A 23,411-nucleotide genomic window follows, 5' to 3' on the forward strand; every position below is an offset into this window, starting at 1 on the left:
TCTCGATGAGGCCCTATTACGTCACCACCGCGATCGCGTATCCCAACGCTGCGCCGCACGTGGGTCACGCGTACGAATACATCGCCACCGACGCGATCGCCCGGTTCAACCGGCTCGACGGCTTCGACGTGCGCTTCCTCACCGGCACCGACGAGCACGGACTGAAGGTCGCCCAGGCCGCCGCGGCCGCGGGTGTGCCGACCGCGCAGCTGGCCCGGCGCAATTCGGACGTATTTCAGCGCGTGCAGGAGGCGCTGAACATCTCCTTCGACCGATTCATCCGCACCACCGATCCCGACCACTACGAGGCGTCCAAGGAAATCTGGCGGCGGATGTCGGCTGCCGGTGACATTTATCTCGACGCCTATTCCGGCTGGTATTCGGTGCGCGACGAACGGTTCTTCTTCGAATCGGAGACTCAGCTCCTCGACGACGGGACCCGCGTGGCAACCGAAACCGGCGCCGCGGTGACCTGGACCGAGGAACAGTCCTATTTCTTCCGGCTGTCGGCGTATGCCGACAAGCTGCTGGCCCACTACGACGCCAACCCCGGCTTCATCGTCCCCGAGGTGCGGCGCAACGAAGTGATCAGCTTTGTCTCCGGCGGGCTGGCAGATATCTCGATCTCGCGCACCTCCTTCGACTGGGGAGTTCCGGTGCCCGACGACCCGGACCACGTCATGTACGTATGGGTCGACGCGCTGACCAACTATCTGACCGGCGCCGGCTTCCCCGATACCGACTCGGAGCTGTTCCGCCGCTACTGGCCCGCCGATTTGCACATGATCGGCAAGGACATCATCAGGTTCCATGCCGTCTACTGGCCGGCATTTTTGATGTCGGCCGGAATCGAGCTACCCCGAAAGGTCTTCGCGCACGGGTTCTTGCATCACCGGGGCGAGAAGATGAGCAAGTCCCTGGGAAACACCGTCGACCCGCTGGCGCTGGTGGAAGCCTTCGGCGTCGACCAGGTTCGCTACTTCCTGCTGCGTGAGGTCCCGTTCGGCCAGGACGGCAACTACACCGAAGAGGCCATCATCACGCGGATCAACACGGACCTGGCCAATGAGCTCGGCAACCTGGCCCAACGGTCGTTGTCCATGGTGGCCAAGAACCTGCGCGGGGTCGTGCCCGAACCCGGTGAGCTGACCGCTGCCGACATCGAGCTGCTGGCGACGGCCGATGGCTTGGTGGAGCGGGTGCGCACCCATTTCGACGGGCAGGCGATGCACTTGGCCCTGGAGGCGATCTGGCTGATGCTCGGCGATGCGAACAGGTATTTTTCCGCCGAGCAGCCGTGGGTGCTGCGCAAAAGCGAGTCCGAGGCGGATCAAGCAAGGTTCCGTACGGTCCTCTACGTCACCTGCGAGGCGGTCCGTATCGCGGCGCTACTGGCTCAGCCGGTCATGCCCGAGTCGGCCGGCAAGCTGTTGGACTTGCTCGGCCAGACCGAAGACCAACGGGCGTTCACCGCCCTCGGCGCACGGCTGGCCCCCGGCACGGTGCTGCCGCCGCCCACGGGCGTTTTCCCGCGCTATCAGCCGGCTTCTTCCCAAGTCGAGTGAGCGGAACGAAGTGACGCAAACGAGGCGAGTGTCGAGGCACCGAAGCGCTCTCCAGCAAACTTGGAGGCAGATTGCCGTCACAGGCCGTGCCCGATGTTGTCATCCCGGCCGACGGCAGTCATAAACGCCTAGTTTGCCGTCGGCACCGCGACGGCGTCACTAGCGCGAGACGCAGCGGGCGGGACATAGCGGAGTGCTTCGCGCGCAAGAAATTGGCGGAAGTAGGCAAGCGACGCCTCCGTAACGATGCCGGCCAGCAGAAGCTCCCAGAATTGACTCGTGCGGCCGGCGACGTCATCGTCGACGACCCTGTCCCCTTCAAGGTGCCCCACCAGACCCTTTGCCGCTATCGCGTTGCGCAGTAATCGCGTTCCGAACATGGCACCGACGATCGATTCGCTGATCAGTACCGGGTCGAGGTCCTCTCGCAGGTCTCCTTCAGTGCTTGCCCGCCGGGCCAGAGCCGCCATCAGCTCGACCAAGCTCGCGCAGAAGTGCGCAGCCGCTTCATTGAATCCGCTTAAAGCAGCGATCAATTGCTCAGCCGCGCGTGCCGTTTTGTCCGAGGAGAGCACATCTGCGATCGTGAACGTGCCATGGATCATGCTCTCGAGCGCCGGTGATGACGACCCACACACGTTGCGGAACGCGATAAGTATTGTGTCGGAACCTTCTTCGATGATGGCGGATGCCAGCGATTCTTTCGAATCGAAGTGGTGATACAGGGCGCCCTTGGTCATCCCAGTCCGCTCGATGATCGTATTCCACCCGGCTGCGGCGTACCCAACCTCGCTGAACACGTCTATTGCAGCATCGAGGATCTTTCGCCGAGTGGCTTCAGATCGAACCTGACGCGCCATCGCGACTGCACCTCCGGAGCTCCGTTGATGTGCTTAGACCACTGACGTCGGCCTCTTCAAGTCTTCCGGCCAGGGCTAAGCCTAACAGCCGGTGCAACACGGTCCTTGTTGCGCAATGCGCCGGTCGTGCCGATGGGGTTTCGCGCCCGTCGAACTGGCGGTGATCGCGAGTGCCGCACGCCGCCTGAGGAATTGGCGGAAGTGTTCGAACCGGTCCGCGTGCAACATGTCATTGACCATTGGCTGATGTCGTCGAGTCACGCGGTATGTCAAGCGTGGCAATCGGATACAGCCCCGCGCTGTCGCGGACATCGCGGGCCAGCGCCATGGGCGCATAGTTCACCACGTCTGATGCGCCCGGCTTGTGCTGCTGCCAGTCCACGGACGCGCGCAGCGTGTAGTGCCCCGGCGCCAAGCCGGTCAGGTCGATGCGAACCGACTCGGTCGACGACTCCGGGACCGCCTCCTCGCGTGACTGGCTGGAATAGTCGTGGACCAGCGTCTTGAGGTTCACCGTTGCCGGCAGACTCCTGACCACCGATCCTGAGAAGTCCACCAGCTTGTAGCCGGGCGCCCACTGCTCGGTGGCGGCTGCCGAGCCGTAATTGGTCCAAACGACAGACATGGTCGCCACTTTCCCCTGCATCGATTGCGATCCCGGCCGCACCTCGACCGAGTACCGATAACCGGCGGAGGTATTGGCTTGGGCCCACAGCAGATACAACTTGGGGTCCATCGCCGAGGTCGAGTCCCGGTCCGGGAAGTTGACGCTCGATGTCATCGACACGTGATACCTGACGACGTCATGCAGTCCCTTTTCGTAATAGGAACGCGGGTCGGTTCCGCTGGGCAACTGGCACCACTCGCTGATCACGGGCGCTGCGCCGGATTACCCTGCGGGAAAAGCGGATTCAGCAGATCTTCGTACTGGCCGCGCAGCGGGTTGGGTATCTCCTGAATGGTAGGCGGCATGGCCGGGAAGACCATCGCGGACAGCGGCCCGGGGTTACTATGACCACCACATCCGTTCAGCATCAGTGCCGTGCACGCGACGGTCACGACAGCGCGCTCTCTTTCAACGAACGAGGCATCGTCACCAGGGTTAGATCGCGCCTAACGACAACGCCTCGCGGTCGGCGAGGAACGGCATCGGCATCCAGCGCGCGGACAGCAACGCTTCCATCGCATTGCCCGGGACAGGTTTCGACAACAAGAATCCCTGCGCCCGGTGACATCCGTATTGCATCAAAGTCAATGCGGCAGCCGGCGTCTCGACTCCCTCGGCCACCACTTGTAGGCCGAAGGCTTCAGCGAGCCCGATGATCGCCCGAACGATGGCCAGGTCGCCGGCGTTGGTGCCCAGGTCGCGGACGAAGCCGGTGTCGATCTTGAGCATGTCGACCGGAAGGGACTTCAGGTGCGACAGAACCGCATACCCGGTGCCGAAGTCGTCGATGGCGATCTGGACCCCGACCTCCTTGAGCTCTGACAGGGTTTTGCGAGCGGTTTCGATGTCGTGCACCACGGCACGCTCGGTGATCTCGAGGCAGACCGACCCGCCGTCGATGCCGAACTCCTCGATGGTATCGGCGACGCTACGAACGAAACCGCGGGTGATCAGTTGAACGGGGGACACGTTGATGCGCAATATGGCGCTTTCTCCAACGCCGTTGGCTCGCCACCTGCTGAATTCGGCGCAGGCGCTTCGCATTACCCACCGGCCCAGCTCTCCGGCGAGGTTCGCCGATTCGGCTACCCCGATGAATGAATCCGGCAGCAGCAGTCCCCATACCGGGTGCCGCCAGCGCACCAGTGCCTCCGCCGCGACGACGGCGCCGGTCCACAGGTCGACCTCGGGCAGGTAGTGCAGCAGCAGCGCTTCGCTGTCGAGATCACCTTGCAGATGCAGTTCGATGTCGTTGCGGAAGGCGCTTTTCAAGGACATGTCATCGGTGGACAGCGCAACCTGGTTGCCGCCGCCGCGCTTGGCTGTCAGCACGGCCTCGTCGGCCCGGCACAAGAGATCGGTGCTGTTGTCACGCCCCGGCATACCGACAGTCAGCCCGATGCTCACCGTGCGGGTGATCATGTGACCGCCGATGGCCAGGCGTTCACGCAGCATGGCCCCCAGGCGACGAGCGAACGACTCCGCGGCTCCCGTCGACATCGGCTGGTCCGGAATGACGACGAACTCGTCGCCACCCAGCCGGGCAATCATGCTGTGATTGCCCGCGCACACCCGGAGGCGTTGCGCGAAAACCCTGATGAACCAGTCCCCCGTGGTATGGCCGAGGTAGTCGTTGATCGGCTTCAGCCGATCCAGGTCGAGGTACAGGACGGCGACGGGGCCGGGGCTTCCGGCTTCGAGCCTTTCGGTCAGATGCGCGACCAGCGCCCGACGGTTGTAGAGGCCGGTCAGATCGTCGTGCTCGGCCAGGTAACGGAGCTTTTCTTCGGCCGCGATGCGGGCTTGAAGCTGCGCGAACAGGGCGGCGACCGCTTCGAGCGTGTTGATCTCTGCTTGCTTCCACTTCTTGGCGCCCGACTTGACGAAGCCGAGCACGCCGGTGGTCACCTCGCCCGAAACCAGCGGGGCGGCGGCCACCGAGGGCGAGGCGACCTGCTTCGCCGCCCCTATCCAGCGCTGGAACGCGCGGTTGGTCTGGTCCGGCCGGACCACGACGGGTTTCCTGCCGTGTTCGCACTGTGCGAGCACCGGGTCGGCGCTGGTGAAATGGACGACCGCCATCGGATCCGGGTCTGAAACGTCGCTGCGCGGCGGCCACTCCGCGACCAGCACCGAGGCCCGGATGTCGTGATCGTGGTGGCGCAAGAAGCTGGCGTCCAGATCGAACTGCTGGACAAGCTGTGCGAGCACCTTTTCACTCACCTGGGTCGCGGTGGATCCCGTGGCCTCCATCAGCTGGGTAGCCACGGAGGTGACGACGAGATCCACGCTGCGCGGCACGGGCTCCTCCGATATGGGGCACATGGCCCGGCTTGGCTTGGCCTTTTCGGGGGCCCAATCAGGGAATGTTGGTCTTCGAGATTGCCTCTCCCATTGCACACCGCTGTGCACTGAAAAGAGCCCCATATTTTTTTGGTTTTCGGTGGGTCTATTCGGCCCGGGGCAGGTCACGAACTTGGTGCTGGGAAGCGTATCACCGCCCGGCGCAGCTGGAAGGCGGTTTCTGGCCGTACACCTGGCCCGCATCGGCGTCGACCGGCGGCGCGCGTGCGCCCGGCTCCGCCGAGCTTGCAAAAGCGACCACTGGAGATGCCTGTGGCACGCTCGGCGAAACGTCGGCTCGCGCCGGCGGCAAAAACGGCGTCTACGTCAACAACTTCGTCTTCGTGCCCAGGGGCGGTTGAGCGGCGAGCTCGCCAGTGAGACAGCTCACAATCGCGGACAGGGCTGTCACGCCCGGCCGGCCTGCGGTGTCTCAAGGGCACAAGTCCCGTGAGAGTAGGAGACACGAATGACCGAGATGGCCGCTAAAAGAACTCATGTCGTCGTTGTCGGCGGCGGATACGCCGGAACCCTGGCGGCCAACCGTCTGCGACAGCGCCCCGACCTTGACGTCTCCCTGATCAATCCGCGTCCGGTGTTCGTCGAGCGGATCCGCTTACACCAGTTGGTCGCCGACACCGGCGCCGCGACCGCCGATTACGCCACGCTGCTCGGCGACGGCATCCGGCTGATCGTCGACACCGTCGACCGCATCGAGACGGCCGACCGGCGCGTCCTGCTGAGCTCGGGTGCCGAGCTGAACTACGACTACCTGATCTATGCCGTCGGGAGTACCGGCGCGACGCGGTCCGGGGTGCCCGGCGCGGCCGAATTCGCCCATTCGGTAGCCGATCTGGAAAGCGCCCAACGGCTGCGCTATGCGCTCGCCGACCTGCCGCTGGCCGCACAGATCACCGTGGTCGGCGCCGGGCTGACCGGCATCGAAGCCGCTGCCGAGCTGGCCCAGCTGGGACGGTCCGTAACCCTCGTTTGCGGCAGCGTCCTCGGCCCGTCGCTGAGCCGGCGGGGCAGGCGTTCGGTGGCCGGGCGACTGCGCAAGCTCGGCGTCAACGTGCTGGAGTCCGTCCTGGAAACCATCAGAGTTGGCGAGGTGCGCTGGGACGCGGTGGTGCTCACCGACGGCGCCGTGCTGCCCAGCGCGGCGACCGTGTGGACGGCGGGTTTTGCGGTGCCGGACCTGGCCACGCGCAGCGGGCTTCGCACCGACGCGTTGGGCCGGCTGCTCACCGACGAAACGCTGACCAGCGTCGACGACCAACGCATCGTCGCCGCGGGTGACGCCGCCGCGCCGTCGGGCCAGCCGTTGCGGATGAGCTGCCAAGCCGCCGGGCCGTTGGGCGCCCAAGCCGCCAACACGGTGCTGAGCCGCATCGCCGGCAGCACGCCCGCGGTGCTGAACCAGGCGTTCGTGGGTCAGTGCGTCAGCCTGGGCCGCACCCACGGCACCGTTCAGTTCGCGCGCAAGGACGACACCCCGGTGAACGTGGTCGTCGGCGGCCGAAGCGCCGCGTCCATCAAGGAAGCGATTTGCAAGGGCACGCTGTGGTCCATCCGGCGCGAGGCCGCCAAACCCGGGTCGTACTTCTGGCTCAAAGGCGGCACGCGGCCCGCGCGGTTGCCGGCCGACCAAGAGGCCGTGCTCCCATGACCCCGCCGTCGCGCGGCCGTGAGCATGCCGAACGGTTCACCCTGCTGCGGCCGTTGCTGTTCACCATCGCCTACGAAATCCTGGGCTCGGCAACCGATGCCGACGACGTGCTGCAGGACGGCTATCTGCGGTGGGCGGCAGTCGATTTGTCGACCGTGCGCGACACCAAGTCCTACCTGGCGCAGCTGGTCACCCGGCAGGCGCTCAACGCGCTGCGGGCCGACGCACGTCGCCGGGAGGACTACGTGGGCCCGTGGCTGCCCGAGCCGCTGCTACTCGACGACCAGGACCCGTCAGCCGATGTCGTTCTGGCGGAATCGGTTTCGATGGCGATGCTGGTCTTACTGGAGACGCTGAGCCCCGACGAACGGGCGGTGTTCGTGCTGCGGGAGGTTTTCGGTTTCGACTACGGCGAGATCGCCGAGGCGGTAGGCAAACCGGCGCCGACCATACGACAGGTCGCGCACCGCGCCCGCGAACACGTACGGGCGCGGCGGAAGCGATCCGAGGCCTCGAAAATATCCATAGACCCCGAACGCAACGCACAGATCACCGCCCAGTTCTTGGCCACAGCAGCCAGCGGCGACGTGCGGGCGCTGATGGCGATGCTCGCCCCGGACGCCACCTGGACGGCCGACAGCGGCGGCATCGTGAGCGCCGCCCGCAAACCGGTTGTCGGCGCCGAGCGCGTCGCCCGGGCCATCGCCGGGCTGATACACAAAGCCGGGACCACGCTGCACGTGCAGACGGTGACCTGTAACAGCGCTCCTGCGGTGTTGCTCTACCTGGGCGAACAGCTGGAGGGTGTGATCACGCTCGAGATCGCCGACGACAAGATCACCAACTTCTACGTGATGCGCAACCCGCAAAAGCTCACGGCCCTGGCGACAGCTCGCGACATCAGCCGCGGCTAGGCGCAGCAACCACAAAGGACCGCAAAGGACCGCCCGCGGTGCGAAAATCCAGCGCTCTGTCAAGCTAGGGCGGTGCGAATCGACCGGCTCGGCGACCTTGGCGCCGCACCCCGTGTGCTGCGCGCCATCGGTGACGCCACCAGCCGGCTCGAGTTGCCGCCGCCCGCCGCTCTGACCGGCGACTGGTTCGGTGCGCTCGCGGTGATCGCGCCGAGCCTGTCGGTCCAGCCGGTCGACATCGCCGACGCGTTCGCGGTCCGGCTGGGCCCGCACACGCTCGATGCGGAGGCGGTGGGCGGCGGCTGGGTCGGGTACCTGTCCTACCCCGATCCCGGTGCCGATGGGCAGCCGAACCGGATCCCCGAAGCCGCCGGCGGCTGGACCGACTGCGTTCTGCGCCGCGACCGGGACGGGCAGTGGTGGTACGAAAGCCTTTCTGGTGCGGCCATGCCCGAGTGGCTGACCGCCGCGCTGGCGGCAACACCGGCGCCGGCGGGTGATTGCCGGATCGACTGGGGCGCGGCCGACCGGGCGGCACACCGCGGCGGGGTGCTGGCCTGCCTGGAGGCGATCCGCGCCGGTGAGGTCTACCAGGCGTGCGTTTGCACGCAGTTCACCGGGATGGTCGCCGGGGCGCCGCTGGATTTCTTCATCGACGGCGTTGCACGCACCTCGCCGGCCCGGGCGGCCTACGTTGCTGGACCGTGGGGCGCGGTGGCGTCGCTGTCTCCCGAGCTTTTCCTGCGACGCCGCGGAGCGGTCGTGACATCCAGCCCGATCAAGGGCACCCTGCCGCTGGATGCGTGGCCGTCGGCGCTGCGAGCTTCGGCCAAAGAGGTCGCCGAGAACATCATGATCGTGGACCTGGTCCGCAACGACCTTGGCCGGGTTGCGATCGTCGGCACGGTTACCGTGCCCGAGCTGCTGGTTGTGCGGCGCGCTCCGGGCGTGTGGCACATGGTGTCCACGGTGTCGGCGCAGGTTCCCGTCGAACTACCCACGTCGGCGCTGTTAGACGCCACCTTTCCCCCAGCTTCGGTCACCGGAACTCCCAAACATCGTGCCCGCCAACTGATTTCGCAGTTGGAGCGGTGCCGTCGCGGAATATATTGCGGCACAATCGGGTTGGCATCCCCGATCGCCGGATGTGAGCTGAACGTCGCGATCCGCACCGTCGAGTTCCACCCCGCGGGCAGCGCCGTGCTCGGAGTCGGCGGCGGGATCACCGCCGACTCCGGTCCCGACGCCGAGTGGGAGGAATGCCTGCACAAGGCGGCCCCGATCGTCGGGCTGCCGAGCATCGCGATCACGGCGTCGGTCGGTTAGCTGAGACATCCGCGCCCCGGCCATTGAATTTCGGATAACGGCCGCATCACGGGCCGCGAGCGCTTAAGCTGCAGGCATAGACCCGCGCCGATCGCGAGTCGACCGCCGGAGGGGGCCGTAATGAGAATCGCTATCCTGGGCGCCGCAGCTTCTGCGCTCCTGGGTGGGACGCTGGCGGTCACGCCGCTGACCTCGGTCAGCACGCCGCTGCCGACCGCGGTAACGTGCGGCACCGGCGGCGGAGTATGCGAGAAAGTGGCGTCGGTCCTGATGCCCGAGACGCCGACACCGTCGGGACCGGCCAGCCAAGCTGCAGCGGAGCCGGCCGCGGCGGCGGCGCCCGCCGCGCAGGTAGCGGCGTCGCCCACGCCGTTTTCAGCGGCGTCCAATGTGATAGCGCCCGGAGTGGCCACCGAACCAAGTGGCCCGGAACCGTCGGCCGCCAGCGCGGTGCCCGGGGTGGCTTCGCCGGGCATATCCGCCGGGGGCGGGTCGGTGCTCCCGGTCCTTCCCGCCGAGCCCGACCTGGGCCTTCTTGGCGCCGCGGGCCTGCCCTTCGACCCGTTGGCCGTGGCCAGCCAGGTGCCCGGCCTGCTGCCCGCCATAGGCGGAATCGCCACCGCAGCCGCCGTGCCGAGCGGGGTAAGCGCGGGCGTCTCCATCATCCAGGCCGTCGTGGGCGTCGGGGGCGACATCATCGGACTGGGCTCCGGCGTCGTGGGCACCGTCGCCACTGCCGCCATCGCGTACAGCTATCTGAAGAATCTGGGCCTGCTGCCGAACGTCAGTCTCCCGTCGCTGAGTGTGCCGTCGGTGGGGCTACCCGCGGCAGCCGCTCTCCCGGCAGTGGGCCTGCCGAACGTGAGCCTGCCAGCGGTGGGCCTGCCGAATGTCGGTCTCCCAGCGGTGGGCCTCCCGAATGTCAGTCTCCCAGCGGTAGGCCTCCCATCGGTGGGTCTTCCGGCACTGCCCGCCTTGCCGGCACCGCCGCAGCTGCCACCCGCCCCGAGATTCTGCACCCCCACCGCCGGTCCCTTCCACGGGGTCTGCACCCCCTAACCCCACTCAACCGGTGTCTTCGCGCGATCGCAGAACCGCGTCGTAGAGCTGGCGCGAACGCACACTCGGATGCGCCCCGGCCACCTCGCTGCAGGCGTCTTTGACGCGCACACCACCGGCGACCAGGGCCCCCACTTCCGCCATCAGAGACGGCAGGTCGGCGCTCGGGATCGCGCCGGCGAGCACCACGGTGATCTCGCCTAGGACACCGTCGGCAGCCCACGTCGCCAGCTCCTCGAGCGAACCTCGCAGCACCTCCTCGTGCACCTTGGTCAGCTCTCGGCACACCACCGCCCGGCGCTCGCCGCCGAGTTCCTCAACGGCATCGCGCAGGCAGGCGGCCAACCGGCGCGGCGATTCAAAGAACACGCAGGTGCGCGGCTCGTCGGCCAACGAGGCCAGCCATGTTCGACGAGCCGACTTCTTGCGCGGGGCGAATCCTTCGAAGCAGAACCTTTCTGACGGCAGGCCGGACACGGTCAGCGCGGTCGTCACCGCGGACGGCCCGGGGAGGCACTGCACCGGCAGTCCGGCCTCCACGCAGGCGACGACCAGCCGGTAGCCGGGGTCGCTGATCAAGGGCATTCCGGCGTCACTGACCACTAACACCGCCGCGCCGGCTTTGATCGCGTCGACCAGGGCGGGCACCCGCGCGGTCTCGACCCTGTCGTACAGGCTGACCACCCGACCGGTGATCTCGACGTCGAGCGCCCTGGCCAGGATTCGCACCCGCCGGGTGTCCTCGGCGGCCACCACATCGGCGCGGGCCAGCGCATCGATCAGGCGTGGCGAGGCATCCGATGGCTGGCCCAGGGGGGTCGCGCCCAGCAACAGGCGACCAGAGGTCATGACGGACAGCCTACGATCGACGTGATGACCGCCCCGCCCCGCGAAGCATCCGCCGCCTTGGGAAACCGCGTCGAGCGCGTCGTACCCGTCGTCAGCCCCGGGCCGCTGGTTCCCGTCGCGGACTTCGGGCCAACCGACCAGATTCGCGGCTGGGTCGTGACCGGCGTCATCACGGTGCTGGCAACGGTGACCCGGTTCCTCAACCTGGGCTCGCCCACCGATTCCGGCACACCCATCTTCGACGAGAAGCATTACGCACCCCAGGCGTGGCAGGTGCTGCACAACCACGGGGTGGAAGACAACCCGGGGTTCGGTCTGGTCGTCCACCCCCCGGTCGGCAAGCAACTGATTGCGATCGGCGAGGCGATCTTCGGCTACGACGGGGTGGGCTGGCGGTTCACCGGTGCGCTGCTTGGCGTGGTCATGGTGGCGCTGGTGATGCGGACCGTCCGGCGGATCAGCCGTTCGACCTTGATCGGCGCCATCGCCGGCGTGCTGGTCATCTGCGACGGCGTGAGCTTCGTCGCCGCGCGGACCGCGTTGCTCGACGGCTTACTCAGCTTCTTCATGGTCGCGGCCTTCGGCGCGCTCATCGTCGACCGCGACCAGGTACGGCAACGAATGCATGTCGCGCTCCTGGAGGGCCGCAACGCCGAAACCGTGTGGGGTCCACGGCTGGGCGTGCGCTGGTGGCGCTTCTTGGCGGGGGTCCTCCTCGGATTGGCTTGCGGGACAAAGTGGTCCGGTCTTTACTTCGTGGTGTTCTTCGGTGCGATGTCGTTGGCGTTCGATGTGGCCGCACGGCGCCAGTACCAGGTGACCAGGCCCTGGCTGGGGGCGCTGCGACGTGACTTGATCCCCACCGCATATGCGCTGGTGTTCATCCCGCTTGCGGTCTACCTGGCCAGCTACGCGCCGTGGTTCGCGTCCGAGACTGCGATCGATCGCCATGAGGTCGGTCTGTCGATCGGTCCCCACTCCGTTGTCCCACTCCCAGACGCCATTCGCTCGCTTTGGCACTACACGGCAAAGGCTTTCCAATTCCATGCGGGCCTGACGAATTCCGCCGGCAACTACCACCCGTGGGAATCCAAACCCTGGAGCTGGCCAATGTCGTTGCGGCCGGTGCTGTATGCCATCGACCAGCAGAACGTTGCCGGTTGCGGTGCGCAGTCGTGTGTCAAGGCGGAGATGCTCGTTGGCACTCCGGCCATGTGGTGGCTGTCGGTGCCGGTCTTGATTTACGCCGTGTGGCGAATGCTGGTTCGCCGCGACTGGCGCTACGCCGTCATCTTGGTCGGTTATTGCGCGGGATGGCTGCCCTGGTTCGCCGACATCGACCGGCAGATGTACTTCTTCTACGCGGCGACGATGGCACCGTTCCTGGTCATGGGCATCGCGCTGATCTGCGGCGACATCCTCTACGCGCGCGGTCAAAGCTCCGAACGACGCACTCTGGGACTGATCGCCGTGTCCTGCTACGTCGCCTTGGTGGTGACCAACTTCGCGTGGCTTTTCCCGGTGCTCACCGGCCTACCCATCTCGCAGCAGACCTGGAACATGGAAATCTGGCTGCCCAGCTGGCGGTAAGTGGCGGCAAGCTCGGCACATCGCCGAAAACTAAAGAGGGTCGCGCGCGACCGGACAGGACATGCAGCGTGGACCCCCGCGACCGGTTCCCAATTCGGAGCCCGCGATGGTCAACACCTCGATGCCCGCGTCCTGTAGGCGGGCGTTGGTCTGCACGTTGCGCTCATAGGCAACCACGACACCGGGCGCCAAAGCCAGCGTGTTGTTGCCGTCATCCCACTGCTCGCGTTCGGCGATGACGGGGTCTATCCCGGTGTCGATCACCCGCAGCTTGTCGATCTCCATCGCCTTGGCCGCGGCCTCGAGAAACGGCGCCTCATCGCCGATGGTGACGCCATCGGGCGTGCGCTGGATCATGAAGGCCGAGAGCGTGTCGACGACGTTGGCGTACATCACCACGGTGTCGGTGTCGACCATCGTGCACACCGTGTCCAGGTGCATTTGCGCGCGCCGCTGGGCGATCGGCACCGCGAGCACCGTGTTCGCCAGGTCGTCGTCAAAAAGGCTGCGCGCCAACGCTTCCGCACCGGCCGGGGTGGTCCGCTCACCGACCCCGACCGCGACCACACCGGGGGCGAGCAGCAGCACGTCACCACCCTCGACGGGGGCCGTGCGCGACTCGTAGGCACGCCGCACCCCGGTGAATCGCGGGTGATGGGCATAGATGAGGTCGGTCAACGACGCCTCGCGAACCCGGGCCCGCAGCGCCAGCGTCGGGATCACCACCCGCGGCCCGATCCATATCGACGAGTCACGGGTGAACACCAGGTTCGGCAGTGGTTCGATGACGAAATCCGCCCCATGGTGCATGCGAATCACCAACGACACGTCATTCCGGGTGTCCGGCGGGAGCTCGTTGAACGTCATGCCGGCCATCAGCACCCGCGCCAGCCTGACCGGGTCGAGGCCGCGCAGATAGGCCGAAAGTCGCTGTGCCAACGGCACTCCGAGCCGACGGGCGTCGACTGCGGCGGCGACGCCCTGCATCCGGGCGGCCCCACTATGGCTGAGCGCCTCGGTCAGCAGGTCGGACAACAGCAGCACGTCGACCCCGCGGGACCGCAGCAACTCGGCGAACTGGTCGTGCTCCTCCTGGGCGCGCGCCACCCAGGGCAATCCGTCGAACAGCAGCTGGTCATTGTTGCGTGGATTGAGTCGTCGCAACTCGGCTCCGGGGCGGTGCAGGATGGCGACCCGCAGCGCGCCCACCTCGGAATTGGTGCCCAGCTCAACAACACCCACAGCTAAACCGTAGTCGTTGGGCCGGTCGAAGCCATTTCATCGAACGAATGTGCGATAGACTGGCCGGCGTGGGGATCGCGGTGCAAACCTCGCTGTTCGAGCACACCGAGCGCAGACAGCTCGGTGACGGCGCCTTCATCGAGATCCGCGCCAGCTGGCTGACGGGCGCCGAGGACCTGCTCGATGCCCTGCTGTCGACCGTGCCGTGGCGGACCGAACGCCGCCAAATGTACGACCGGGTGGTCGACGTGCCGCGGCTGGTGAGTTTCCACGACCTGACCGTCGAAGATCCCCCGCATCCGGCGCTGGCACGGTTGCGGCGGCGGCTCAACGACATCTACGCGGGCGAGCTCGGTGAGCCGTTCACCACGGTCGGGTTGTGTTGCTATCGCGACGGCTCCGACAGCGTGGCCTGGCATGGCGACACCATCGGTCGCAGCAGCTCGCAGGACACCATGGTGGCGATCGTCAGCCTCGGCGCCACACGCACTTTCGCAATGAGGCGGCGGGGCGGCGGTCCCTCGTTGCGACTGCCGCAGGCCCACGGCGACCTGCTGGTGATGGGCGGATCATGCCAACGCACCTGGGAGCACGCGGTCCCTAAGACCTCGGCACCCACCGGCCCGCGCGTCAGCATCCAGTTCCGGCCGCGAGACGTGCGCTAGGTCAGCTCCGGACCGCGGCCACCGCCTTGACGAGCAGGTCGCGGGCGCGTTGAGTATCCACCTTGGCAACCGGCTGGTCCGCGACGACGAGCGGATTGGCGATGACAATCACTTGGTAGTCGCCGAACTGAGCGGAATAGTCATAGAGCTCGCCCGTGCGGGCAGCCCCGGCCACCAGCGCTTGCAGTATCCGGTGCACGCCCGTCGTCTGCGCCCCGTCGATGTGCGGCGCATCGATCACCTCGATGCCGCCCCGCACCTGGGCCCCGGAGAATGCGACCTTGGTGCAGTCCTTCCCGGGGTCGTTGAATGGCAGGGCTTTTGACGTCTCCACGGCGATGACGACGAACCGGTTGCCGTTGCCCTCGGCGGAGACGGCGGCCATATTGCCCTGCAAGTCCGGCGGCATTTCCGGTCCCACCGCGACTTTCGCGCAGTTGGCCGGATCGAAAGTCAGCCCATCCGGCAGCTTCCGGGCGGACAGCAGCTTGGGGTCGATCGCCCGTTCGGTGATGTCGGCGACTTTGTACTCGGGTCCGAAGCTCGACTTCACGTCGGCGACCTTGCTGATGTCGGCCTTCGCCGAGGACGTCTCGGTACCCGATGAGCAGCCGGCGAGCACGCACACGGAAGCGGTCGCAAGCAACACCTTCAACATCGTGGCCAATCTACCGAAGGCAGACGGCTCAGCTGCGCAACGTGGACACCGTTTTGACGAGCAGGTCAGCGGCGAACTGCGGCGGCAGTGCTGGGAGTGCCGAACCTGGGTCTGTCGTCAGCGTGGTGAACGCGTAATAGTTGCCCAGGTACGCGGTGAATGTGTATGTCCGCGACTCGATTTCGGTTCCCGACTCGACGGATGACTTTATGTCGGCCACCATGCCGAGGGTTTGTGCGCCGTCGATGTGCGGGGGGTCGGTGAGGCGAACGCCGGCCGTGGTGCGCGCGGCGATCATGGTCCACTGGGCACATGCCGCCACGACGTGGGGGTCCAGGTCCACCGGCCCCGGCAAAGCCACCACCACCGCATCGACGATGCCGCCGGGGCCCGACCCGGAGACGCCCTGCCCGGATTGGTCGCGTCCGTCGCCGGGGTCGGCGAGTCTGGCGCATTGCGGCGGCCTGGCCCTCGCACCCGCTTCAAGACCCCAGATCACCCTCGGTGAGGCCCCGCTGGGAATGCCGGTGCTCACCTCATAGCCGGGCGGCAGCTCGCGAACGACCCGCTTGATGTTGGCGGGGTTGACGGCAGTGCCATAAGCCGAAGGCGGCTTTGTGGGCGTGGCCGACTGCGTGGGCGCGGGCGAATGAGCGCATGCGGTCACCAACAGTGTGAGCACGTAAGGTGCCACCGGGCCAATCCGGAACGGCCGCATGCCCGTTCATATCACGACGGGTGGGCATCAGGCCGCTTGTCGCCAACCCCACACCGGCTGGCATTCTGAGCGCTACCGCGGTCAGCCGACCGCCTCGATCACTTGGCGGGCAACGCGCTTGATCTGATCAACCATGTCACGCGGGAGGTGCAGGTCACGCCGGCGGGGCACATCGATGACGGTGGTGATCACGCCGACGTCTTCGCGCTGCCAGACCGCGCCGTAGTGGTCCATGATCGCGCGCATCGACACGTTGTCGGAAAGCATTCGCGCGGAAAATCTTTTGACTCCGTCAACCTTGGCGGCGATGGCCAGGGCGCCGATCAGGAAGCTCCCGATCCCCCGACCCTGATAGGCGTCGGCGACGGTGAACGCGATCTCCGCGACCGTTGGATCGTTCTCGTCACGAACAAAGCGCGCGTCGGCCACCGGGTCGCTGCCGTCGGTCACCACCCAGACGAAGTGGTCGACGTAGTCGACCTCGGACAGGTACTGCATTAGCGCCGTAGTGGGAGCGCGAGCCGTCATGAACCGCCGATACAGCGTCTCGCTGGAGAATTGGATGTGGCCGTGCACGGTCCGCTCCCTGTCGCCGGGGAGGACAGGGCGCACCATCAGATGGGTGCCGTCGCGAACCCGTATCGGGATCGGAGTGATGAATGCGGCGAGCCGCTGGCGCACCGTGCGCAGCAGCCGCGGCATGACCCCGGGGATGCCCGCCAATTGGGTGAAGGCGTCGCTGTCGCCGATCCAGCCGCCGAGCGGTTCGGCCGCGGTGACCGTCGCGATCCGCGGGATGTCGCGCAGCAGGGCAATCTCTCCGACGATCTCGCCAGGAGACGCCTGTCCGATGGCCACCACACCGTCGCTACCGACACGTTTGATCTCGGCGGAACCCGACGAGATGAGCAGGAACGAAACCGCCTGCTCACCCTGCTGCATCAGCACCTGGCCGGCCGCGGCGCGCAGCGGCTGGAGGCAGGCCGCCAACGGCACCAAGTCCTCGGCGGGGCATCCCTTGAAGATGTCCATCATCGCGAGCTCTTCTGCCCGCGCGCCGGTCAATCCGGCCACTGCGACATACCAGGGGCCGCGGAGTTTCCGCACGGGACGGGAACTCGCGGTGCCCGCACTGCCATGAACCCGCCGCCCTGTTGTCGTCCCATCCGCGACAGGCACCCGTGCCATCTCGCGGTGCGATGCGACTCAGGGTATGGCGTCGGGTGCTGGTGCGGCAAGAACAAGAAGACGCGCGCCCGCGCGCCGACACAGTGTAGGGGCCCATTCTTCTGCTCCGGTTCCGGGTCGTTGTATGTCATTGCCAATGCCGCCGTCACCACAAACGAGGATGTGAGGTTCCGTAGCATGCCGTGTTTGCAACGGCAGAATCAGTGCGGTGTGACCATTTTTGCCGGCACCGCCAGCCGGCGTTTAGCTGAAACGGTGAAAGCATTTGCGAAATCCGCGTTGTGCGGTTTGTGAAGCACAAGGCTGGCCGTCGGGCACTGAATGAGCGAAGTATCCCGAGTTTGGTGTGCGCTGCGTTTTGTGACCGGTGCGGATTCCCGGATTGCAGCGGAGCACGGTAGCTGGTCTGCTCTTGCGAGCCGATGCGGGGCCAGATCGCCCGCAACCCGCCACTGCCGTTGGCCGAGGCCTGGGCTCGTTACTCGTGGATCCTTCGGCAAAGCAGGGCTGCTGCAGTCACCCGCCCGGACTTGCGCCGCGCACACCGAACGGTATCCGGTCGTCGTTTTGGTTTCGAAGACATATTAAACCTGGTCTTGCCGCTCCGATGCTGCTAGAGCAGCCAAGTTTTCCGACTCAAGCAATGCTTACCTACTGCCGTCGTTCATTGCTGGGAGCCATACAGTCGGTAGTCACCGCAATTCCAGTAATTTCGCTGGGGTAATTATTCTGGCGACGGACTCAACCGGGCTCCTAGACGGCCACCGAAATGCTGGAACGGAACTAATGCATCACCGTTCGGCGGCACCCACGGATTGGTGACCCAATCTCATTCGGCTTTAGTTTCTCGGCCTAGCCGAATATTACCGGACAGTAAGAGATTCTATGGCGCTTGCCACATTGACGCACCGCCTCTTTTCGGCTATAGCTAAACGGCGTTTTGGAGGTATGCTCCTTGCGATTAGTAATACGCTGACTCTCGGTCCGCTTGGCGTTTGCACTCCTTGAGTCTGGGTATTGACGCTGTGAAGGGTCGGAGAACGGATTTTAGCAGGCAGATATGTACTCGAAGTATAATGATTTAATAAAACCCATCCCGTAAGTACTAAAGGCGCGGGAATAACAAACTCGAAGTCTACGCCCCCCCAAACCAAGGATGCCAATGACCGTTATATTACAGGATGCCACAAGCGTAGACGAATTCCGTCTCCGGGACGGCCTCAGCTGGCGTGATCCGGACATCGACTGCACATTGGTGGTTTCACAGCCGTCGGCCGACCCTGACTTGTGGGCCGAGTACTCAACCGGCGCGCATCGCAGCTATCGCAAGCATGGTGTGGAGTGTGCTCTCGACCTCGACGCGTTGCGCAACGGTGCTGACACCATCATGTTCTTCGCGGTGCTCGACGACGCCGGACAGATGGTGGCCGGCGTCCGAGCCAAGGGACCGCTGCGGTCGGCCGACGACTCGCACGCGGTCGTCGAATGGGCGGGGCAACCCGGCGAACAGGCTGTCCGCAATATGATCAACGACCGGGTGCCGTTCGGCGTCCTGGAGATGAAGTCGGCATGGGCAACCGACGATCCGGATCGGAGTCCTGGCCTCACCAGCGCCGTGGCTCGCAGCGCTTTCCACATGATGGCTCTACTCGACGTTCAATTTTGCATGGCTACAGCCGCGGCCTACGCACTGAACCGGTGGCGCTCGTCTGGAGGGGTGGTGGCAGGTATTCCCGCGACGCCCTACCCCGATAAACGCTACCAAACCAAGATGATGTGGTGGAACCGACGCGATTTCGTGAATCATGCAGAACCAGAACAGGTTGCCAAAATACTCATGGAAACAAAGCAGCTGACTCAAGACTTTTACAGCCAGTATGAGACGGAAGCTCTTGTTTTCGGTGGGGCGTGATAGTGCGTACCATCACGCCAGTCGAGCGGATGCTGGCTATCCGATCGGCGCGTGCCCAGACTCTCAACGCCGAGCAGTGTGATTCAGCCGCGCATCATCGAAGCGGCTCCAGCCTAGCGCGAGCGGAGGTCCTCCCCGGGGACTTGCCGGTCCCGCGGTTGTTCGATGCAAACGAATCGTCACGTGGCCAATCTCCCGCGGTGGAGAAGTCCATCGGTACGACGCGCCCAGCGAGCATCGAATCCATTGCAGCGCTATCCACCGGACGGGACAGCAGAAAGCCCTGCGCGCGATGGCATCCCAAATCAAGCAGTGCCCTGGCCGCGCTTACGGTCTCGACGCGAACGGCACATGTGCGACTCGCCGCGACTTAATGATCGATTTGATGTGGTGGGCCGCGTCTGAAGATGCCGGGCCGCCAAGGCAACCACTGTAGGCTCGACGCTGTGTCCGTCAGGGAATCCATTCGTGGCGTAGCCGCGCTGCCGTTGGCCCCGAAAAACCCGCTGCCATATCGCGAACGTTTGAAGGCTGTGAGGGATTTTCATACTGGGGTCGACAAGCTTCGCGATGCTGGTGGGCCGGTTACCCGAGTGATCCTGGGACCTAAGTGGCTGATGCCGCAGATCGTTATCGCGACTTCACCGCAAGGTATTCGCGACATTGTCAGCGTTAGAGATGGTTCTGTCGATAAGACGAGCACGGTCGCGACCGAGCTTCGCCGACTGCTCGGCGGCAATCTGTTCGTCTTGCCGCACGCCGAGTGGCTACCGCGTCGCCGCACACTGCAGCCGGTATTCACCCGGCAGCGTGTCCGGCAGTTCGGCGGGCACATGGCCGAGGCGGCGGAGATGGTATGTGCCACCTGGCGCGACGACACAGTAATCGATCTGGATGCGCAGTGCCGCACCCTTACGTTGCGGGCGTTGGGTCGCTCGGTGTTGGGTTTAGACCTCGATGAGCGGGCCGATGCGGTCGCCGAGCCGTTGCGTGTCGCGACGAGTTACGCCGTCACGCGGGCGCTGCGGCCGCTGCGCGCACCAGAGTGGATGCCCACGCCGGCGCGACGGCGTGCGCGTGCGGCGGCTGCGACGATTCGCGCGCTTGCAGATGAGATTCTGGAAGCCTGTCGTATCGACCCAGCCCGGGACGCGCCGCTGGTGCAAGCGTTGATCGCCGCGACCGACCCTGAAACCGGGCAGTCGTTGTCGGACACGGCTATCCGCGACGAAATGATCATCTTCTTGTTCGCGGGTCACGACACAACGGCGACGACTCTGACCTATGCGTTGTGGGCATTGGGTCGCCATCCTGATTTGCAAGAGCGCGCCGCGGCGGAAGTCGCTGAACTCGGCGATCGTCAACTCACTCCCGATGATGTTCCACGTCTGGGCTTTACGGTTCAGGTGCTTCAGGAGGCGCTGCGGCTCTGCCCGCCGGGGCCGACGGGCACACGGATGGCGACGCGCGACGTTGAAGTTGCCGGCTTCCGCGTTGAAGCCGGCACGATGCTGGCGTTCGGAAGAATGGCGGTACAACGCGATCCGCGCCTATGGGACGATCCGTTGAAGTTCGACCCGGACCGATTCAGTCCAGAGCGTTCTGATGGTGGCGACCGTTGGCAGTACATTCCGTTCGGCGGCGGGCCTCGCTCATGTATCGGGGATCATTTTGCCATGCTGGAAGCCGCACTCGCGTTGGCGACCATTGTTCGAAGAGTCGAAATCCATTCTCTGGAAGATGATTTCCCGCTCGCCGTGCCGTTCACGATGGTCGCGGCGGCTCCGATTTGGGCCCGCGTACGGCGCCGCTGACTTTTCCGGTCAGCCAAGCCGGACTCGGTCAAGGCTGCGGCGGCTCTTCACTGATGGCGGTGGCCCGACCGCGAACCGTAAAACCAGCACGATGGATTCTTCGCTCGGGACGTCAGTCAGACGCCGGAAATCGCTCTGCAATTGTGTTAACTGGTCGGCGAAAGCGGTTGACAACTGGTCGATTTCGGCTCGGTTCTGGGCGTACAAGAAGACCGGTGAGACAGGCTGGACTGACAGCCCTCGCTGCTGGGCGATGATCCAGACAAGCTCGACGGCCGAGCCTCCCTTCGCGTAGTCGCGAAGCGCCTGCCCGGGCACGCTGATAACAGCCAGCGCAGAACTGGCTAGTATGCGGTCGCGGGTATCCTCGCCCAGGGCGCTGCCGGCATTCCACTCGGCCAGGTGGGCCATGACGTCTGGGCGGCGGAGGATGTCGAGCACCGCGAGCTCGCCAGCATCGAGTTCCAGGCTGAGCACGTCAATCCCGGTGTCGGGGTTGGGATCCCCGGGCCAGCGGAGTTCCGAGACCATGTCCTGGTGCAGGTGCGCCGTCAAGTAGCGGGTGCGATCGGATGCGGCCAGAATCGTCGCCGCGCGCGCAATGTCGTCTCTATCGGTGAGCAGGCGTAGCAGCGCGCCCTCCCGTTGGGCTGCGGCGGTGAGTGCGTCGATGGTGGCGGTGTCGATCGGTTCGGGGCTGCCGTGATGGCGGCTGGTTTCGCGGGCGAGCATCGGTTGATAGAGGCCGGCGAGGTTGGGGTCGGCGCCATCGGTCAATTTCAGGACGGCGCGCAGCGGCGATCCGTCAGCGCGATCGGTAAGGGTGACGGGTCCGAGAGCGTGGTGGGCGGCAGCGGCGATCCGCGCGTTCAACACGGCGGCGCCGAACGCGACGGCGCTGCCGCGGAATCCGACGTCCATCGTTGAAGTGTGTTGGACGTCAAGCTCGATGGTGATGTCGGTGGGTGCGGCTTGGACGCACCAGGGCTGTACGTTTCCACCCGATGGGGCGCGGATCGCGGCAGCCGCGACCACACCGGGTATTCCGGGTAGTGCCGGCGTTTCATGACGCTCTTGCGGGGCGAGGCGATCCTGGGCCATAGCGGGTTCACTGAGCTGGTTGAGCGCCCGGCCGATATCGATGCGGACTCGGCCCGAGCGCAGTTCTTCACCCAGCCCGATTCTGCGTACGGCCTCGGCAAGCACCGACGCACCCAACACCACATCCGAGGCCAGTTGCGGCCAGGTCGACAACGAGCGGTCAATCTCTATCAGTGACGCGGCGGCACGTGGCGACAACCGTTCGGCCTCAAGGTGACGCAGGACGTGTCGAACTTTTTCACGGCTGCTCATGCCCGGAAGCAACCCGAGATCCAGCTCGCCCAGCAGACCGTGCAGAATCGGGCGCTGAGGCTCGTGATCGAAGCGTTCCACGTCGACTAGTCCGCGATCGCTGGTAGCCATCAACACCGGGATCCCGCGCGCCCGGGCGGCCACCCGAAGCGCGGCCTTGATATCAAGCGCGTCGCACTCCTCCACGACGATGTCCAACCCATCAACGAACTCATCTACGGTGCCTAACGTAAGCCCGGCATCGAAAACGTCGACCGGTAGATAAGGATCAAGCTCGGCGACCCTACGAGCGGCCACATGGGCCTTGTTGAGGCCAAGGTCGAACACGCTGGCCGGCACCCGATTCAAATTCGAGAGTTCCAGACGATCGAAGTCGGCCAGGCGAAGGAGGCCACACAGTCCCTGGGCGGCCAGGGTGTGCGCGATGACATGCCCGACGCTCAGGCCGGCGACGCCGATGCGCAGTGCACCAAGCTTGTCCTGCTCGGGCGGGGTGATGTTGTTGCGATTGCGGTCCAGGCGCACCGCGCGAAACCCGCGCGGGCCCAGTACCGCCACAACCGTTCGTCGCCATGGGTAATAGGCCCAACGGCCCGGTTCTGCGACCAGCTCATCATCGGGTCGGGGGCGAAGGCTGCGCAAACCGGCCTGTTGTGCCTCGCGGTGATCAATGAACTCCACCCTGGGATCTGCTTGAAGCCGCTGCAATGCAGAACTGTCGGCAGGCTTATCGGGGTCGAGAATTTGCGCTCTGTAGGCGTTTGCGTCGGGCTCGTGCATCTTGCTCTGATGTATAGCATCACGGGGCTAAAAGCATCCCACTGCGGGCCGATCCCGGAGCCAGACTTCGTCGAAAGCACCGACGGCCGGATCGAACAGTGCCGATGGTTGGAGCTAGCTACTAAGACCTGAAAAAGGGTCGCCGGGATGGTGGCGATCGGTGGTGCCGGCTGGTTGAGATTGCCGGGTCGGTTGTGGTGTTGGTTTCATGCGGCCAGGACACTGATTTTGACGAGGTT

General features: G+C 65.5%; 19 protein-coding genes and 2 pseudogenes. 10 read left to right on the top strand and 11 right to left on the bottom strand.

The annotated features are described in order from the left end of the window. Positions 1-5 precede the first annotated feature (5 nt). A complete protein-coding gene (gene metG / locus ACLP4W_RS14985) occupies positions 6-1,565 on the top strand; it encodes a methionine--tRNA ligase (protein ID WP_442387156.1) in 1,560 nt (519 codons plus the stop codon). Positions 1,566-1,693: 128 nt separating this feature from the next. On the opposite strand, the gene ACLP4W_RS14990 is transcribed toward metG, so the two are convergent. From ACLP4W_RS14990 to ACLP4W_RS15005, 4 genes and pseudogenes are all read right to left on the bottom strand, one after another. Beyond that, the gene (locus ACLP4W_RS14990; RefSeq protein ID WP_442387158.1) at positions 1,694-2,425 is read right to left on the bottom strand and encodes a TetR family transcriptional regulator; all 732 of its coding nucleotides are present in this window, start codon (positions 2,423-2,425) and stop codon (positions 1,694-1,696) included. Between the two features lie 229 nt (positions 2,426-2,654). Further along, a pseudogene (locus tag ACLP4W_RS14995) lies at positions 2,655-3,308 on the bottom strand (hypothetical protein); the annotation flags it as partial. Then, entirely contained in the window at positions 3,296-3,484 is a 189-nt protein-coding gene (locus ACLP4W_RS15000) for a hypothetical protein (protein WP_442387160.1), read from the bottom strand. The gene ACLP4W_RS15000 and the pseudogene ACLP4W_RS14995, both read right to left, overlap by 13 nt. A 43-nt stretch (positions 3,485-3,527) precedes the next feature. Further along, on the bottom strand, positions 3,528-5,393 hold the full coding sequence (locus ACLP4W_RS15005) for a putative bifunctional diguanylate cyclase/phosphodiesterase (protein ID WP_442387162.1): 1,866 nt from the start codon (positions 5,391-5,393) through the stop codon (positions 3,528-3,530). A gap of 65 nt (positions 5,394-5,458) precedes the next feature. Between ACLP4W_RS15005 and ACLP4W_RS15010 the strand changes: the two genes are divergently transcribed. The 5 genes from ACLP4W_RS15010 to ACLP4W_RS15030 all read left to right on the top strand — a co-directional run bounded on the left by ACLP4W_RS15010 (position 5,459) and on the right by ACLP4W_RS15030 (position 10,403). After that, positions 5,459-5,797, top strand: a complete 339-nt coding sequence (locus tag ACLP4W_RS15010) for a hypothetical protein (protein WP_442387164.1) — start codon at positions 5,459-5,461, stop codon at positions 5,795-5,797. A 107-nt stretch (positions 5,798-5,904) separates the two neighbouring features. Next, positions 5,905-7,104, top strand: a complete 1,200-nt coding sequence (locus tag ACLP4W_RS15015; RefSeq protein WP_442387166.1) for an NAD(P)/FAD-dependent oxidoreductase — start codon at positions 5,905-5,907, stop codon at positions 7,102-7,104. After that, on the top strand, positions 7,101-8,018 hold the full coding sequence (locus ACLP4W_RS15020) for an RNA polymerase sigma-70 factor (protein ID WP_442387168.1): 918 nt from the start codon (positions 7,101-7,103) through the stop codon (positions 8,016-8,018). The genes ACLP4W_RS15015 and ACLP4W_RS15020 overlap by 4 nt, the downstream gene beginning before the upstream one ends. A 72-nt stretch (positions 8,019-8,090) precedes the next feature. Next, entirely contained in the window at positions 8,091-9,344 is a 1,254-nt protein-coding gene (locus ACLP4W_RS15025; RefSeq protein WP_442387169.1) for an aminodeoxychorismate synthase component I, read from the top strand. Between the two features lie 120 nt (positions 9,345-9,464). Further along, on the top strand, positions 9,465-10,403 hold the full coding sequence (locus ACLP4W_RS15030; RefSeq protein ID WP_442387171.1) for a hypothetical protein: 939 nt from the start codon (positions 9,465-9,467) through the stop codon (positions 10,401-10,403). 6 nt (positions 10,404-10,409) lie between these two features. On the opposite strand, the gene rsmI is transcribed toward ACLP4W_RS15030, so the two are convergent. Next, entirely contained in the window at positions 10,410-11,252 is an 843-nt protein-coding gene (gene rsmI / locus ACLP4W_RS15035) for a 16S rRNA (cytidine(1402)-2'-O)-methyltransferase (protein ID WP_442387173.1), read from the bottom strand. Between the two features lie 24 nt (positions 11,253-11,276). On the opposite strand from rsmI, the gene ACLP4W_RS15040 reads away from it, so the two are divergent. Then, positions 11,277-12,842: a dolichyl-phosphate-mannose--protein mannosyltransferase gene (locus ACLP4W_RS15040; RefSeq protein ID WP_442387175.1), complete on the top strand. Its 1,566-nt coding sequence runs from the start codon at positions 11,277-11,279 to the stop codon at positions 12,840-12,842. 30 nt (positions 12,843-12,872) lie between these two features. On the opposite strand, the gene arcA is transcribed toward ACLP4W_RS15040, so the two are convergent. After that, positions 12,873-14,084 carry an arginine deiminase gene (gene arcA / locus ACLP4W_RS15045; protein ID WP_442387177.1) on the bottom strand — a complete coding sequence of 404 codons (1,212 nt, stop codon included), beginning with the start codon at positions 14,082-14,084 and terminating at the stop codon, positions 12,873-12,875. 68 nt (positions 14,085-14,152) lie between these two features. Between arcA and ACLP4W_RS15050 the strand changes: the two genes are divergently transcribed. Continuing rightward, positions 14,153-14,749: an alpha-ketoglutarate-dependent dioxygenase AlkB family protein gene (locus ACLP4W_RS15050; protein WP_442387193.1), complete on the top strand. Its 597-nt coding sequence runs from the start codon at positions 14,153-14,155 to the stop codon at positions 14,747-14,749. Between the two features lies 1 nt (position 14,750). Here the strand turns inward: ACLP4W_RS15050 and ACLP4W_RS15055 are convergent, their stop codons facing one another. The 3 genes from ACLP4W_RS15055 to ACLP4W_RS15065 form a co-directional block, all read right to left on the bottom strand. After that, entirely contained in the window at positions 14,751-15,407 is a 657-nt protein-coding gene (locus ACLP4W_RS15055) for a DUF5642 family protein (RefSeq protein WP_442387179.1), read from the bottom strand. Between the two features lie 28 nt (positions 15,408-15,435). After that, positions 15,436-16,125 (bottom strand): DUF5642 family protein, encoded by a 690-nt coding sequence (locus tag ACLP4W_RS15060; RefSeq protein WP_442387181.1) that lies wholly within the window; start codon positions 16,123-16,125, stop codon positions 15,436-15,438. An 81-nt stretch (positions 16,126-16,206) separates the two neighbouring features. Further along, entirely contained in the window at positions 16,207-17,160 is a 954-nt protein-coding gene (locus tag ACLP4W_RS15065; RefSeq protein ID WP_442387195.1) for a GNAT family N-acetyltransferase, read from the bottom strand. Between the two features lie 1,315 nt (positions 17,161-18,475). Between ACLP4W_RS15065 and ACLP4W_RS15070 the strand changes: the two genes are divergently transcribed. Next, complete coding sequence (locus ACLP4W_RS15070; RefSeq protein WP_442387183.1) at positions 18,476-19,225, top strand: hypothetical protein; 750 nt, start codon at positions 18,476-18,478, stop codon at positions 19,223-19,225. 94 nt (positions 19,226-19,319) lie between these two features. Here the strand turns inward: ACLP4W_RS15070 and ACLP4W_RS15075 are convergent. Beyond that, a pseudogene (locus ACLP4W_RS15075) lies at positions 19,320-19,565 on the bottom strand (hypothetical protein); the annotation flags it as partial. Positions 19,566-19,671: 106 nt separating this feature from the next. Here ACLP4W_RS15075 and ACLP4W_RS15080 point away from each other — a divergent pair. Further along, on the top strand, positions 19,672-21,039 hold the full coding sequence (locus ACLP4W_RS15080) for a cytochrome P450 (RefSeq protein ID WP_442387185.1): 1,368 nt from the start codon (positions 19,672-19,674) through the stop codon (positions 21,037-21,039). Between the two features lie 9 nt (positions 21,040-21,048). On the opposite strand, the gene ACLP4W_RS15085 is transcribed toward ACLP4W_RS15080, so the two are convergent. Beyond that, complete coding sequence (locus ACLP4W_RS15085; RefSeq protein ID WP_442387187.1) at positions 21,049-23,172, bottom strand: Rv1355c family protein; 2,124 nt, start codon at positions 23,170-23,172, stop codon at positions 21,049-21,051. Positions 23,173-23,411 lie beyond the last annotated feature (239 nt).

Origin of the sequence: Mycobacterium sp. (assembly GCF_052145595.1) — a bacterium.
Lineage (GTDB): Bacteria > Actinomycetota > Actinomycetes > Mycobacteriales > Mycobacteriaceae > Mycobacterium.